Origin of the sequence: Pelagibacterium halotolerans, assembly GCF_044811015.1 — a bacterium.
GTDB lineage: Bacteria > Pseudomonadota > Alphaproteobacteria > Rhizobiales > Devosiaceae > Pelagibacterium > Pelagibacterium halotolerans_A.
Window position 1 is genome coordinate 348,794 of sequence record NZ_CP085243.1, and the last position, 12,663, is coordinate 361,456.

The following is a 12,663-nucleotide window of genomic DNA, read 5'->3' on the forward strand; positions in this document are numbered from 1 at the left end:
GAAAACGTCATCCTCGGTTCATGAGGTTAACGCATGCGCTTCCGGACCGGTTTCGGGGTCGGTTAATAAAGTCTTGTTTAGGGAAACGGGGCTAAGTGCGCGGTACGGCTATGCTCTTTGAATCGGAGCGACTCGGGGTCGGTGCGCCGAATCGCTGTCAAGCAGCTTTTTTTCGACGAAATTTCGCTTTTCCACGATTGTCACAATCACGAAGGGGAAAAGACGTATCGACGCGGTGGCGGTTCGGGGTAGGCGCGGGGATTTCCCCGTGCTAAACGCGAGGCAGATTAAGAGGCGCTTTAAGCGCCGAATCCTTCGACACGGACGAACAGTGCCATGAAGCAATTCATCTTCGAACTCTTTGGCTGGTGGAACAAGCAAACGCTCTCGACCCGCATCTTTACCGCCTTGCGCGGGATCAAGGTGGGCGAGGACGAGTTCGGCAATGTCTATTATAAAGGCAAGAAGGATGGGCGGCGCTGGGTGATCTACAACGGGCCGGCCGAGGCCTCGGCGATACCCCCGGGCTGGCACGGCTGGATGCATTACCGCACCGACGTGGCGCCGAGCGAGGCCGACTATAAGCCGCGCGACTGGCAAAAACCGCACCAGGCGAATCTGACGGGCACGTCGGCGGCCTATCGGCCTGACGGGTCCATCCTGACGCCGACCGAGCGGCCTCGGGTGACGGGCGATTATGAGGCGTGGTCGCCGGAATAGGGCTTTTTCATTCGTGATCGCGAGCGGCAGGACACATCGGCCATTGAGCTGGCTCTTAGGAGTTGCTCTGGCTTTTGGTCCCGCGACCCTTCTTGCTCAACCAATCGCCAATCCGGTCGCTGTCTTTCGGGGGCTCGACAAGATCACCGGGCGGATTACCACGTTCGACGTCTATATCGATGAGACGGTGCAGTTCGGTTCTCTACAACTGACCCCCCGCGTGTGCTATTCGCGTCCGGCCAGCGAGGCGCAGAAGATCACCGCGTTTGTCGAGGTCGATGAAGTTTCATTAAGGGCGTCGATCCAGCGGATTTTTACCGGCTGGATGTTTGCGGAAAGCCCGGCGCTCCATGCGATCGACGACGCGGTCTACGATATCTGGCTCGTCGCCTGCAAGCAGAGCTCGGATATCCCTCCGCCGGATCAGCGTTAATCCGCATTTTGTCGGCACTCCCCCCACCGTCGTCATCCACGGGTTTGCCCCGTGGACCTCGCGGCACCACCACAAGCACTGCGCGAAAAGAGAGGTCGCCGGGTCAAGCCCGGCGATGACGAAGGGAGAGGAAAGCGCCATGCTTACCGGTCCCAAGCATAAAAATCCGCCTGCAGAGCCAGTGCGCCGGCGAGGCGGACCTCGTAGATGGCGCGGGGGATTTCGATCGCGCCCAGGGAAGCAAGGTGAGGGGTGATGAACTGGGTGTCCAGTAGGGCGTAGCCGCCGGCGTTAAGGCGATCGACAAGGTGGGCGAGCGCGATTTTCGAGGCATCGGTGACCCGGTGGAACATCGACTCGCCGAAAAAGGCGCCTCCGATGGCGAGGCCGTATAGGCCGCCGACAAGGCGTTCGCCATCATAGATCTCCACTGTGTGGCAATAGCCCATTTCGAAAAGCTGGCCGTAGAGGTCTATGATGGTGGTGTTGATCCATGTGGATTCGCGCTCGCTGCCAGCGGTCGCGCAGCCTTCGATCGTGCCGAGGAAATCCTGGTCGACACGAATGGAAAATGTGTGTCTACGCAGGGTTTTGGCGAGACTTTTTGAGATCCGGAATCCGTTGAGCGGAATGACCCCGCGCATTTGCGGGGAGACCCAGAAGATGTCCGGGTCGTCCGCAGATTCGGACATGGGGAAGATGCCCGCCTGATAGGCGCGCAGGATCAGTTCCGGCGTCAGCTCGATGTCGAAGGGATCGTCGCTTTTACGGGTCATTCCTGCTCCATCGGTCCGGTTGGCGCGAGGAGCGAGGCCCCTTACGCCTTGTTGTTTTCCAGATAGTGTTCGAGCCAGTGAATGTCGTAATTCCCCGCCTGGATGTCCGGTTCCTTGATCAGGCGGCGGAAGAGCGGCAGGGTCGTCTTGACGCCGTCGACGATGAACTCGTCGAGCGCGCGATTGAGCCGCTGCAGGCATTCGGGGCGCGTACGCCCGTGCACGATCAGCTTGCCGATGAGGCTGTCGTAATAGGGCGGGATGGCGTAACCTTGGTAGACTGCTGCATCCACGCGCACGCCGACACCACCGGCCGGATGATAATATGTAATCTTTCCGGGCGAGGGTGCAAAGGTCTGCGGGTCCTCCGCGTTGATGCGTACTTCGATGGCGTGGCCGAAATATTCGACGTCTTCCTGCTTGAGCGAGAGTTTTTCGCCGGCGGCGACGCGGATTTGCTCGTAGACGATATCGAAATTGGTGATGCGTTCGCTGACCGGATGCTCGACCTGCAGGCGCGTGTTCATTTCAATGAAATAGAAATTGCCGTCCTCATAGAGGAACTCGACGGTGCCTGCACCCGAGTATTTGAGCTTGCGCATAGCGGCGGCGCAGATTTCGCCGATTTCCTGCTGCTGCTCCATTGGCACGGTCGGTGCCAGAGCCTCTTCCCAGACCTTCTGGTGACGGCGCTGAAGCGAGCAATCGCGGGTTCCCAAATGCACGGCATTGCCCTGGCCGTCCCCGATCACCTGGACCTCGATATGGCGCGGCTTTCCGAGGTACTTTTCCATATAGACCGCATCGTCGCCGAAGGCGGCCTTGGCCTCCGAGCGGGCCGTCGAATAGGCGACCGAGAGGTCAGCTTCGGTCTTGGCGACTTTCATGCCGCGCCCGCCGCCGCCTGAGGCGGCCTTGATGAGGACGGGATAACCGATCTCTGCGGCGACCTTCTTGGCGTCGGCCTCGCTCGTGATCGCGCCGGCGGAGCCGGGGACGCATGGGATACCGAGTTCGAGGGCCGTGTTCTTGGCCTCGATCTTGTCGCCCATGATTTCGATATGACGCGCCGACGGGCCGATGAAGCTGATCTTGTGCTCTTCGAGAATGCGCGCGAAACGCGCGTTTTCAGAGAGAAAACCGTAACCGGGATGCACCGCCTCGGCGCCGGTAATCTCACAGGCGGCCAGGATGGAGGGGATGTTGAGATAGCTGTCCTTGGCCGGGTTGGGCCCGACACAGACGCTTTCGTCCGCGAGCCGCACATGCATGGCGTTGGCGTCGGCCTGGGAGTGTATGGCGACGGTCTGGATACCGAGCTCTTTACACGCGCGCAGGATGCGCAGGGCGATCTCGCCGCGATTGGCTATGAGAACCTTGGAAAACATGGCGCTGCCTTACTCGATAACAACGAGCGGTTCGCCGTATTCGACCGGCGTCGCATCGTCGACGAGGATGCGGGTGATGGTGCCGGATTTGTGCGCCGGGATCTGGTTCATGGTCTTCATCGCCTCGACGATCAGGACCGTCTGGCCCTCCGCGACCTTGGAGCCAACTTCGACGAAGGCCTTGGCGCCGGGCTCGGGCGCAAGATATGCAGTGCCAACCATGGGCGATGTGAGCGTGTTGGGGCTCGCGGCCAGGTCTTCGGGCGCGGCGGGCGCAGCCGGCGTCGGCGCTGCGGCAGGCTGGGGCACTGGCGTAGGAGCCGGCGCCGCAGGAGCGGACGCATAGCCCGGTGCCGACACCTGGACGACTTCTTTTGCCGGAAGCGTGCGGGTCACGCGGATACGAAAATCGTCCTGCTCGAGTTCGATCTCGGCGAGATTGGCCTCGTTGACCAGCTCTGCAATGGTGCGGATGAGGTCCTGATCGACCTGTGAAATTTTTGCCATTTCTTCGTTCTCCACAGGCCCTCGAAAAGCGGAGGGCGCTCTCTCACGGTTTACTCGTCGGCCAGCGCTTGGATGGCCAATGTATAGCCTTTGGCCCCCAGCCCGCAAATAACTCCGGTGGCGACTGTCGACACATAGGAATGATGGCGGAACGCTTCGCGCTGGTGAATGTTGGACAGATGGACCTCGATGATCGGCATCTCGAGCGTTCTGAGCGCATCGTGGATGGCGACGGAGGTGTGCGAATAGGCGGCCGGATTGATGATCACCGCGTCGGCCGTTTTGCGCGCGGACTGGATCCAGTCGACCAGCTCGCCCTCATGATTGGACTGCCGGAAATCGCAGACAAAGCCCAGATCGGCGCACGTTTTCTTGCAGGTGGCCTCGATCTCGGCGAACGACTTGCTGCCATAGACGGATTTTTCCCTGGTCCCCAGCAGATTGAGGTTTGGGCCGTTCAGAATGAGGACACGCTTTGCCATGGATTAAGCTTGTTTCCTACCGGATGTGCTTATGCAAGTTCGCGTTATAGGAAATGCACCAAAAAGGCAAAGGACAACGGCCTATTGGGTTAAATGCACTCCGTCGATCCGCATTCGCGCATGTTGGCAATGCGGCGGGTGAGTTCGGACTTGTCGACGGCGCCGGGGATGATCTCGTCCCCGATGATGAAGGTCGGCGTGCCTGAAATACCAAGGCCCCGCGCGATCTGGTAGCTTCGCTGGAGGGCGGCGGTGACGTCGTCCGCGTTCATTTCCGCTTCGATGGCGCCAGCATCAAGGCCGATATTTCCGGCTGCCGCGAGCGCCGCATCGGCGTTAACCGATCCGCGTTCGGAAAAGAGCGCGGCGTGGAATGCTCCGTAATCCCCGCCTTCGCGGTTGACCAGAATGCCGACGCGCGCGGCCTCGACGGAGCCTTCGGAGAGGATCGGGAACTCCTTGAGGATGACGCGGAGGTTCGGATCCTCTTCGACCAGCGAGAAGACGTCCGCGACGACCCGGCGACAATAGCCGCAATTGTAGTCGAACAACTCCACGAGGGTCACGTCGCCCTCGGGGTTGCCCAGGACGATATTGGCGGGGTCGTTATAGATCTGGTCCTCGAATTGCGCGAGGGCGATGCGGGACTCCTGGGCCTGTTCGGCGCGACGCTCGGTTTCGAGTGCCAGCGACATCTCTTCGAGAATGCCGGGATTGTCCAGAAGGTAGGATTCGATCTCGGCGCCGAGGGAGGCGGTATCGAGCCTTTCGGTGTCACGCAGATCAATGGCGGTGATCCGGGTTTCGATCGTCTGGGCGACAAGCGCGCGGATGTCGTCCTCGCTCGGGCCTGGGGCAGGGCGCGTGACGAACAGGCCAACAACGCAGGCTGCAAGGATCACGACGGCGCCCGCTAAGACCAAATTGACGCTTTTCTGCATGGGGAAATCCCGAATCGTCCTGTTTCGTCGTCAGTTCATGGCGAGAATATCGCCCGCACGCAACCATTCGGGCGTGCCCTGAGGCAGTTGGCCCTGCGCCTGACGGGCGAGCCCGCGCGCCGTTGGCTCGTCGCCGCGCCACAATGCGGCTTCGGCGGCAGAGAGCGAGGCGTGCCCCGCCATGCCCAGCCCACCATAGGCTTGAGAGAGGAGGAGGTGGATGCGGACATTGCGCGGCTCGGCGACCGCCGAACGCTTGAGCTGCAGGACGGCCTCGTTGAGATTGGCCGCGCCACCGGCACCGACGAGCGCCTGGCCATAAAGAATGCGGATGAGCGTTGCGTCCGGTGCGAGGTCCACCGCACGCCGCAGGGGGGCGAGCGCTTCGCCAGGCCGTCCGAGCTCGTAGAGCATCTGGCCGTGGAGCTCGCGCAGATAGGGGTTCGAGGGGGCCGACGAGATCAGCGACGGCATGATCTGCAGTGCACTGATCCCGCCACCGGCCTTGTAGGCGGCGATAACGCGGGCATAGCGGGCAGCGAGCGAGCCGTCGGAATTGGGATAGCGGTTGGCGACGGTGGCGGTGCCTTCGAGGAAGCCGGCGAGTTTGGCCTTGGCCATGTCGAGCGCCTGGATATCGGCACGCGAATCCCCGCGCGACCAGTAAGGGCTTTGCCGGGCTGCTGCTTCGACTTGTTGCAGGCGATCCTGGGCAAGTGGGTGGCTGGAGAGATAGCCCGAGGCGCCGGCGCGCTGGACCTGATTCTGCAGAAGGATGGTAAGGGTGTCCACGAGCCCGCGTGGCGTCTGCCCTGCCGCCTGGAGGATGCGCAGCGCGGCAGCGTCCGCCGCGCTTTCCTCGCCCTGGCGGTAGGCCATCAGCGAATTCATGGACGCGGATTGGGACGCCATGATCATGGCGGTCGCCATGTGCGAGACATCGCTGGAACCCGACCCCGAGGCCGCGGCGATGGCACCGATGCCCATAAACATGGTTATGGCCTGGACGCGGGCGCGGATGTCCATCTGCTCGCGCAGGCGCGCGACGTGGCCACCCGCGAGGTGGCCGATCTCATGGGCGAGTACGGCCTTGAGCGCCGCCGGGGTTGGCGATTCCAGAACGGTGCCGTAATTGACATAGATGTCGCCCTCTTCGGTGACGAAGGCGTTGAAGCGGCGCTCGTTGACGATGACGATCCGCGGCGTACGCGGCATGCCGGCGGCGCGCAGAAGCGGTGCCGCGAAGTCGGCCACCATGGCTTCGATTTCCGCGTCCCGGATAATCGCGAGTTGCGCTTGAGCCGGAGCGGTGGCGGAGAGGAGGACGAATACGAGGAAGACGGGAGCAAGGCGCGCGGCGAGAGAACGGAAGAGTGGCGGCATTGCGAACGCGTTCCTTGTCATTCAGTGATTTTCTAAATTTTACTCTAGAATTAGAATATTATTCTTCTTAAGTTCTTATTTACAGTGCAAATTTTCGTATTTTTCGGGATTAGTGGAATGTACTAGGTTCCCTTGCCTTCCCGGGCAGTGTAACGTCTCAGTGATGTGGCGCAAGTAGGACGATTTGATGACGTTGGAGACGATCCGCCCTTTTTATGCAATGGAAATCCTCGGTCGCGCGCAGGCGCGTGAGGCTGACGGGCACTCGGTTTGCCATTTGGAGATTGGCGAGCCGGGCGGCGCGCCATCGCCGGCCGTACGGGCGGCCGTCAAGGCGTGTATCGATCGTCCGATGGGCTACACCTCCGCCAAGGGCATGCGGCCGCTGCGTGAGCGGCTCGCGCGCTACTATGACGAGCGGCACGGGGTTGCCGTCGATCCTGAGCGCATCATGATCACGATGGGGTCCTCGAGCGGTTTCATCCTTTCCTTCCTCGGCGCGTTCCCGCCGGGCGCGCGGATCGCGGTAACGCGGCCAGGGTATCCGGCCTATCTCAACATCCTTTCGAGCCTCCACATGCAGGTCGCCGAAATTCCGGTGCGGTCCGAGACGGGCTGGAAGCCGACGGTTGAAGATATCGAGACTGCCTACGCCCAGGCGCCGTTCGATGGCTTTCTGCTTGCTAGTCCGGCCAATCCCACAGGTGCGGTGCTCGATGCGGACGAACTCGCGCAGATCGTTGCGTGCTGCGAGCGGCTCGGGGTGCGGTTCATTTCCGACGAGATTTATCACGGGCTCAACTATGTCGGCCGGGACGTGAGTGCGCTCGAGACGAGTTCAGCGCCGATCGTCGTGAACAGCTTTTCGAAATATTACTGCATGACGGGTTGGAGGATCGGATGGCTGGTTCTGCCCGAGGATCTGGTGCGGCGCGTCGAGATGATGGCGCAGAGCCTTTTTATCTCCGCATCCAGCGTATCGCAGATGGCGGCACTGGCCGCGCTCGATGAGCGGACGTTCTACGATGCGCGGCGCGATGCTTATGCACAGAACCGGCTGCTGCTTGCGCGGGGATTGGAGCGTCTCGGCTTTAAAGGGGCCCGGCCGTCGGATGGCGCGTTTTATGTCTATGTGGACGCTTCGCCCTTTACCAACGACACCATGGATTTCTGTATCCGGCTGTTGGAAGACACCGGTGTCGCCACGACACCAGGTGCGGACTTCGACAGGACAGACGGACATCAGTATGTGCGCTTTTCCTATGCGGGCACGCGGGAAACGATTGAAGAGGCGATCGAGAGGACTGAAAGGTTCCTGAGGCCTGTTGGACGCTATGGATAGAGGGACCGGCGCACCGATACAAGCAAACACCCCGCCGATGGCGGGGTGTCTGTTATCTGGTATATTTCGGCCTTAACCCAGTCCGAGCCGGCGCTGCCACCAGCCGACCTTTTTGGGTTTGCTTTCGCCTTCCTCGGGGGTCGATGAGGATACTACGATCTCGTCCGAAGAGACCTTGCGCTTGGGTTCGGCCTCAGCCTCTGCCGGTTGCGCGGCCGGTTCGCCGGCGGGCGCGCTTTCAGCCTCCCCGGGTTTCGGTTCCTCGGTCTTTTTCGCTCGTGAGGGCCGTTTGCGCGGCTTTTTAGCCGGCTTTTCTTCGACGGTGGCTTCGGGCACCTCGCTGGCCGATGTCGCTTCGGAGACGGTCTCTGTTTCCGTCGTTTCGGCGGCCTTGGCCGTCTTGCGGCTGCGGCGGGCCCGTTTGGGCTTTTCGGCGGTGGTTTCAGCCGCCTCGACAGCTTCGGTACTCGCGCCCTCAAGATCCTTGGCGGCTGCGGTTTCCTCGGGTTCCGGCGTCGCCGTTTCGGAGGTCATTGCCTCGCGCTCTTCGACCGCCTGCATCGCGTCAGCATCGCTGGCCGCCTCCATAGATTCGTTAGAATCTTCGGCGCCCGTCTGCTGATCGTCACCCTCCTGGCCACGCTTGTTCCGGCGGCCGCCGCGACGGCCGCGGCGGCGGCGTTTGCGGGGCTGATCGTCATCCTCGGACACGGCTTCGGGCCGCGCCTCGTCTTCGGTATCGCCGTCCTCGGCGTCGGGCGTCGCGATTTCCGTCGCACTGACAACGGCCTGTCCACCGCTGCTGCCGCGCCGACGGCGGCGGCGGCGCTTGCCGCGCGCCGGCTGTTCGTCCGCCTGACCGGCGTCTTCCCTTTCCTCGGCGGCTTCGGCAGCATCGGCTTCTTCATAGTCTTCCATCGAGGCGGCGTCGGCACGGATGTGCTGGACCTGCGCCGCGTTGGGCAGCGGGCCGCGTGACTCGCCGCGCTCGATCGTGAACTGATTGCCGACCATGGCGTCGGATGCCGAGATCGTGATCGAGAGGCCGTATTTCTCTTCGAGCATCGACAGTGTATGGCGCTTGGTGTTGAGGATATAAAGCGCGACTTCGGCGGGCATGTTGACATTGATCGACTGGCCGGGCTTGCGCAGCACGTGGTCCTCGATGGCGCGCATGATCATCAGCGCGAGAGAGGACACAGAGCGTACCAATCCAGTTCCCGCGCAGGTCGGGCAGCTGTGCGTCGAGCTTTCCAGAACGCCGAATCGGATGCGCTGTCGGCTCATCTCCAAGAGGCCGAAATGGCTGATATGGCCGACCTGGATGCGCGCGCGGTCGTTCTTGAGGCAGTCCTTGAGCTTGCGCTCGACAGCCCGGTTGTTGCGCTTTTCCTCCATGTCGATGAAGTCGATCACGATCAGCCCGGCAAGGTCGCGCAGGCGGAGCTGGCGTGAGATTTCCTCGGCGGCTTCGAGGTTCGTCTGGAGTGCGGTGTCCTCGATATTGTGTTCCTTGGTCGCGCGGCCCGAGTTGACGTCGATCGATACGAGCGCCTCGGTCGGGTTGATCACGATATAGCCGCCCGAGGGCAGGGTGACCTGCGGGTGGAACATGGAATCGAGCTGCGCCTCGATATTGTATTTCGAGAAGATCGGCGCATCGTCCTTGTAAGCCTGCACATTTTTGGAATGGCTCGGCATGATCATGCGCATGAAATCCTTGGCCTCGCGGTACGCCGCGTCGCCCGCTACGAGGACCTCGGTGATGTCCTTGTTGTAAAGGTCGCGGATCGTGCGCTTGATCAGGCTCCCTTCCTCGTAAACAAGGCACGGCGCCGAGGATTCGAGCGTCAGGGTGCGTACGTTCTCCCAAAGCCGCATAAGGTATTCGAAGTCGCGCTTGACTTCCGCCTTGGTCCGCGAGGCGCCGGCGGTTCTTAAAATCACGCCCATGCCCTGGGGTACGTCGAGATCGGAGGCGATTTCCTTGAGGCGTTTGCGGTCCGCCGCGCTCGTGATCTTGCGCGAAATGCCGCCGCCACGGGCGGTGTTGGGCATCAACACAGAGTAGCGCCCCGCTAGTGAAAGATAGGTCGTCAGCGCAGCACCCTTGTTGCCGCGCTCTTCCTTGACGACCTGAACGAGCAGCACCTGGCGGCGCTTGATCACTTCCTGAATCTTGTACCGCTTGAGGTTGCGGCGCGGACGCTCCTGGAGGTCCTCCAAGGCATCGCCTTCGCCGATCTGCTCGACCTTCTTGCGCGAGCCGCCGTTTTCGGCTTCGAGGGCCTCGTCGCCGTCTTCAGCATCGGTTTCCGTCTCGTCGTCGATGGGTTCGGCGCCGTCCTCATCGTCCTCGGACGCTTCGGCTTCTTGCGCTTCCTCTTCGGCGCGCATCAGAGCTTCGCGGTCGGCGACGGGGATCTGATAGTAGTCGGGATGGATTTCGGAAAAAGCGAGGAAACCATGGCGGTTGCCGCCATATTCAACGAATGCCGCCTGGAGGGACGGTTCGACCCGCGTTACCTTGGCAAGATAGATATTGCCCCGCAATTGCCGCCGTTCGGCGGATTCAAAGTCGAATTCCTCAAGTCTGTTACCGCTGGTAACGACGATCCGTGTTTCTTCCGGGTGGGTGGCATCCACCAGCATTCTTTTTGTAGCCATATAGAAAAACTCCGCGCGCTCGCGCGCCCTGCCGCATTCCCATTGAAGGGGGCGTGCAGGCGTCATGCGAGGCGAATGTTATGGGGGTTGTAGCGCTGGAACATTTCGGCGCTTCGTCGAATCGCCATAATGTTCCGGATTTTTGCCTTGTCGCGTTTCCGAACTGGAAAAGTCTGTCAACTTTTCCTGGAAACGCTCCATCCGTGCTCGGGGCTTTGGAAGCGAGGGGCGTCGTTGAACCGGGCAGCACGCTGCGGCACACATTTTCTTTTGCGTTGCCGATAGCCAGCGCTCTACCCATACGACCTCGTTCCAGGGGGGACGGCGATAGGGCGATGCCGATTACCGCGGTCCTCCAACTCTTCAAATGCGCGGCACACAAGGGATGCTGCCGCTTCCGGTCCCCGGCCGATACGTCGTGGGGGCCGACTGTTCGTTTTCGGGGTGTCATTGTTCCTGTCGCGCGTCCTGTTCCCAATCCGGCCAAGTGAGCCGGCGGGCCCGCCGCAGACAGGTATGCACCGCACCTACAGTCCTTACGAGTGTTCCCAAAAATTGGCAATAGGGAATGTTTTTGGAAGCACTAGGAGCCATATGGTGCGCCAGTTGCGCAGGTGCAAGCCGCAGATGACACGCCCCGGCCCGCAGGGCACAAGGAGTGTGAGACTCGAAGGGCCGTGCCAACGAAATGCGGGCCAGGCAACAAGCGTCCGATTTTTGCCCGAGAATCACTTATGGTGCGCGCGAAAATGGAGACTACATGATGGATCTGGCCGGGCGCGTATTCCGCGCTTTGTGTGTTTTGCTCGTAGCCGGGCTCGCCAGTGCTGGCGCGTTCGCCCAAGAGGCGGAAGAGGCCGCTCAGGCTGACGGGCAGGTCGCGCCCGCGCTGCTCGATTCGCGTGTTACCACGACGCCCGAACGTGCGCGTCTCGTGCTCGACCTTACGCAGCCCACTGAATTCGCCGTCTATACGCTCGCGGCGCCCAACCGCGTCGTTGTCGAGGTTCGCGCGCAGAGCGGGCCGGACGAGGACGATGCTCCCGCGATTGGCGGGGAGGGGCTGGTGACGGCCTATTCGATCCAAAACACCGGTCCGGAGCGCGTGCGCGCCAGTCTGACGCTTGCCGCGCCGGCGCAGGTCCAGCAATCCTATGTGCTCGAGGCGTTCGAGGGGCAGCCGGCGCGGCTCGTCATCGATCTTATTCCCGATACCGAAGCCAATTTTCTCGCCAATGTGCGCACGGATCTCGAAGGCGATCCAGAGGCAGCGGAGAGCGCTGAACTCGACGGCGAGCAGATGGCGCCGGGGGAAACCGCGACGGCGCACTCGCAATCCCGTCCGCTCATCGTCATCGATCCCGGCCATGGCGGCGCCGATAGCGGTGCGCGGTCGGACAGTGGTATTGCCGAAAAGAACATCGTGCTCGCCTTCGCGCTCAAGCTGCAGAATCTTCTGGCGGCCACGGGGCGGTTTGAAGTGGCGCTCACGCGCGACACCGACGTGTTCCTGGGGCTAGGGGAGCGCATCGGTCTTGCGCGCGCCAACCAGGCCGATCTGTTCATTTCTTTGCACGCGGACTCCTTCGATCAAGAGGATGTGCGCGGAGCGAGCATCTACGTACGCGGTGAACTTGCGACGAGCGAACTCGACCGCGTGCTCGCCGAAGAGGAGAACCGCGCGCAGCTTGTTGCCGGATACGGCCCGCCCGACGATTCGGCGGTCGTCGACATCCTTGTCGATCTCCTCGGGCGCGAGACACGCAGGGAATCCTATCTTGCCGGACAGGCGTTGATCGAACAGCTCGAACCCTCGATCCAATTACGGCGTTTTCCGTTGCGGCGGGCCGATTTTTACGTCTTGCAGGCGCCGGACGTACCGTCCGTGCTCATCGAACTGGGCTTCCTCTCCAACAGCGACGATACGCAGAACCTAACCACGGATACCTGGCTCGACCGCGTTGCGGCGGCGCTGGCCCGGGGCGTCGCTATCTATTTCGACGGACGGGAGTAGGCCTCGTCTT

Annotated in this window: 11 protein-coding genes; 4 read left to right on the top strand and 7 right to left on the bottom strand. The window is 61.8% G+C overall.

Annotated elements, in window-relative coordinates; translation table 11 throughout:
- The first annotated feature begins 336 nt into the window (after window positions 1-336).
- Together LG281_RS01800 and LG281_RS01805 are read left to right on the top strand one after the other, a co-directional pair.
- Complete coding sequence (locus tag LG281_RS01800; RefSeq protein WP_404403782.1) at window positions 337-720, top strand: NADH:ubiquinone oxidoreductase subunit NDUFA12; 384 nt, start codon at window positions 337-339, stop codon at window positions 718-720.
- 43 nt (window positions 721-763) lie between these two features.
- A complete protein-coding gene (locus LG281_RS01805) occupies window positions 764-1,153 on the top strand; it encodes a DUF2155 domain-containing protein (protein ID WP_404403784.1) in 390 nt (129 codons plus the stop codon).
- A gap of 143 nt (window positions 1,154-1,296) precedes the next feature.
- Here the strand turns inward: LG281_RS01805 and aat are convergent, their stop codons facing one another.
- The 6 genes from aat to LG281_RS01835 all read right to left on the bottom strand — a co-directional run bounded on the left by aat (window position 1,297) and on the right by LG281_RS01835 (window position 6,651).
- The gene (gene aat / locus LG281_RS01810) at window positions 1,297-1,929 is read right to left on the bottom strand and encodes a leucyl/phenylalanyl-tRNA--protein transferase (RefSeq protein WP_404403786.1); all 633 of its coding nucleotides are present in this window, start codon (window positions 1,927-1,929) and stop codon (window positions 1,297-1,299) included.
- Window positions 1,930-1,970: 41 nt separating this feature from the next.
- Window positions 1,971-3,317, bottom strand: coding sequence for an acetyl-CoA carboxylase biotin carboxylase subunit (accC, locus tag LG281_RS01815; protein WP_404403788.1), 1,347 nt, complete (start codon window positions 3,315-3,317; stop codon window positions 1,971-1,973).
- A 9-nt stretch (window positions 3,318-3,326) separates the two neighbouring features.
- Window positions 3,327-3,824 carry an acetyl-CoA carboxylase biotin carboxyl carrier protein gene (gene accB / locus LG281_RS01820; RefSeq protein ID WP_404403790.1) on the bottom strand — a complete coding sequence of 166 codons (498 nt, stop codon included), beginning with the start codon at window positions 3,822-3,824 and terminating at the stop codon, window positions 3,327-3,329.
- A 50-nt stretch (window positions 3,825-3,874) separates the two neighbouring features.
- Window positions 3,875-4,306 carry a type II 3-dehydroquinate dehydratase gene (gene aroQ / locus LG281_RS01825; RefSeq protein ID WP_404403792.1) on the bottom strand — a complete coding sequence of 144 codons (432 nt, stop codon included), beginning with the start codon at window positions 4,304-4,306 and terminating at the stop codon, window positions 3,875-3,877.
- Window positions 4,307-4,395: 89 nt separating this feature from the next.
- Entirely contained in the window at window positions 4,396-5,247 is an 852-nt protein-coding gene (locus LG281_RS01830; RefSeq protein ID WP_404403794.1) for a DsbA family protein, read from the bottom strand.
- Between the two features lie 30 nt (window positions 5,248-5,277).
- Entirely contained in the window at window positions 5,278-6,651 is a 1,374-nt protein-coding gene (locus LG281_RS01835; RefSeq protein WP_404403796.1) for a M48 family metalloprotease, read from the bottom strand.
- Between the two features lie 166 nt (window positions 6,652-6,817).
- Between LG281_RS01835 and LG281_RS01840 the strand changes: the two genes are divergently transcribed.
- Window positions 6,818-7,972, top strand: coding sequence for a pyridoxal phosphate-dependent aminotransferase (locus LG281_RS01840; RefSeq protein ID WP_404403798.1), 1,155 nt, complete (start codon window positions 6,818-6,820; stop codon window positions 7,970-7,972).
- A gap of 72 nt (window positions 7,973-8,044) precedes the next feature.
- Here the strand turns inward: LG281_RS01840 and LG281_RS01845 are convergent, their stop codons facing one another.
- Entirely contained in the window at window positions 8,045-10,639 is a 2,595-nt protein-coding gene (locus LG281_RS01845) for an Rne/Rng family ribonuclease (protein ID WP_404403800.1), read from the bottom strand.
- A 760-nt stretch (window positions 10,640-11,399) separates the two neighbouring features.
- Between LG281_RS01845 and LG281_RS01850 the strand changes: the two genes are divergently transcribed.
- On the top strand, window positions 11,400-12,653 hold the full coding sequence (locus LG281_RS01850) for an N-acetylmuramoyl-L-alanine amidase (RefSeq protein WP_404403802.1): 1,254 nt from the start codon (window positions 11,400-11,402) through the stop codon (window positions 12,651-12,653).
- Window positions 12,654-12,663 lie beyond the last annotated feature (10 nt).

Excerpts from the sequence above, each read along its gene's own strand:
- LG281_RS01800 (WP_404403782.1), top strand. The coding sequence starts at position 337 with ATGAAGCAATTCATCTTCGAACTCTTTGGCTGGTGGAACAAGCAAACG.
- aat (WP_404403786.1), bottom strand. The coding sequence starts at position 1,929 with ATGACCCGTAAAAGCGACGATCCCTTCGACATCGAGCTGACGCCGGAA.
- accC (WP_404403788.1), bottom strand. The coding sequence starts at position 3,317 with ATGTTTTCCAAGGTTCTCATAGCCAATCGCGGCGAGATCGCCCTGCGC.
- accB (WP_404403790.1), bottom strand. The coding sequence starts at position 3,824 with ATGGCAAAAATTTCACAGGTCGATCAGGACCTCATCCGCACCATTGCA.
- aroQ (WP_404403792.1), bottom strand. The coding sequence starts at position 4,306 with ATGGCAAAGCGTGTCCTCATTCTGAACGGCCCAAACCTCAATCTGCTG.
- LG281_RS01830 (WP_404403794.1), bottom strand. The coding sequence starts at position 5,247 with ATGCAGAAAAGCGTCAATTTGGTCTTAGCGGGCGCCGTCGTGATCCTT.
- LG281_RS01835 (WP_404403796.1), bottom strand. The coding sequence starts at position 6,651 with ATGACAAGGAACGCGTTCGCAATGCCGCCACTCTTCCGTTCTCTCGCC.
- LG281_RS01840 (WP_404403798.1), top strand. The coding sequence starts at position 6,818 with ATGACGTTGGAGACGATCCGCCCTTTTTATGCAATGGAAATCCTCGGT.
- LG281_RS01845 (WP_404403800.1), bottom strand. The coding sequence starts at position 10,639 with ATGGCTACAAAAAGAATGCTGGTGGATGCCACCCACCCGGAAGAAACA.
- LG281_RS01850 (WP_404403802.1), top strand. The coding sequence starts at position 11,400 with ATGATGGATCTGGCCGGGCGCGTATTCCGCGCTTTGTGTGTTTTGCTC.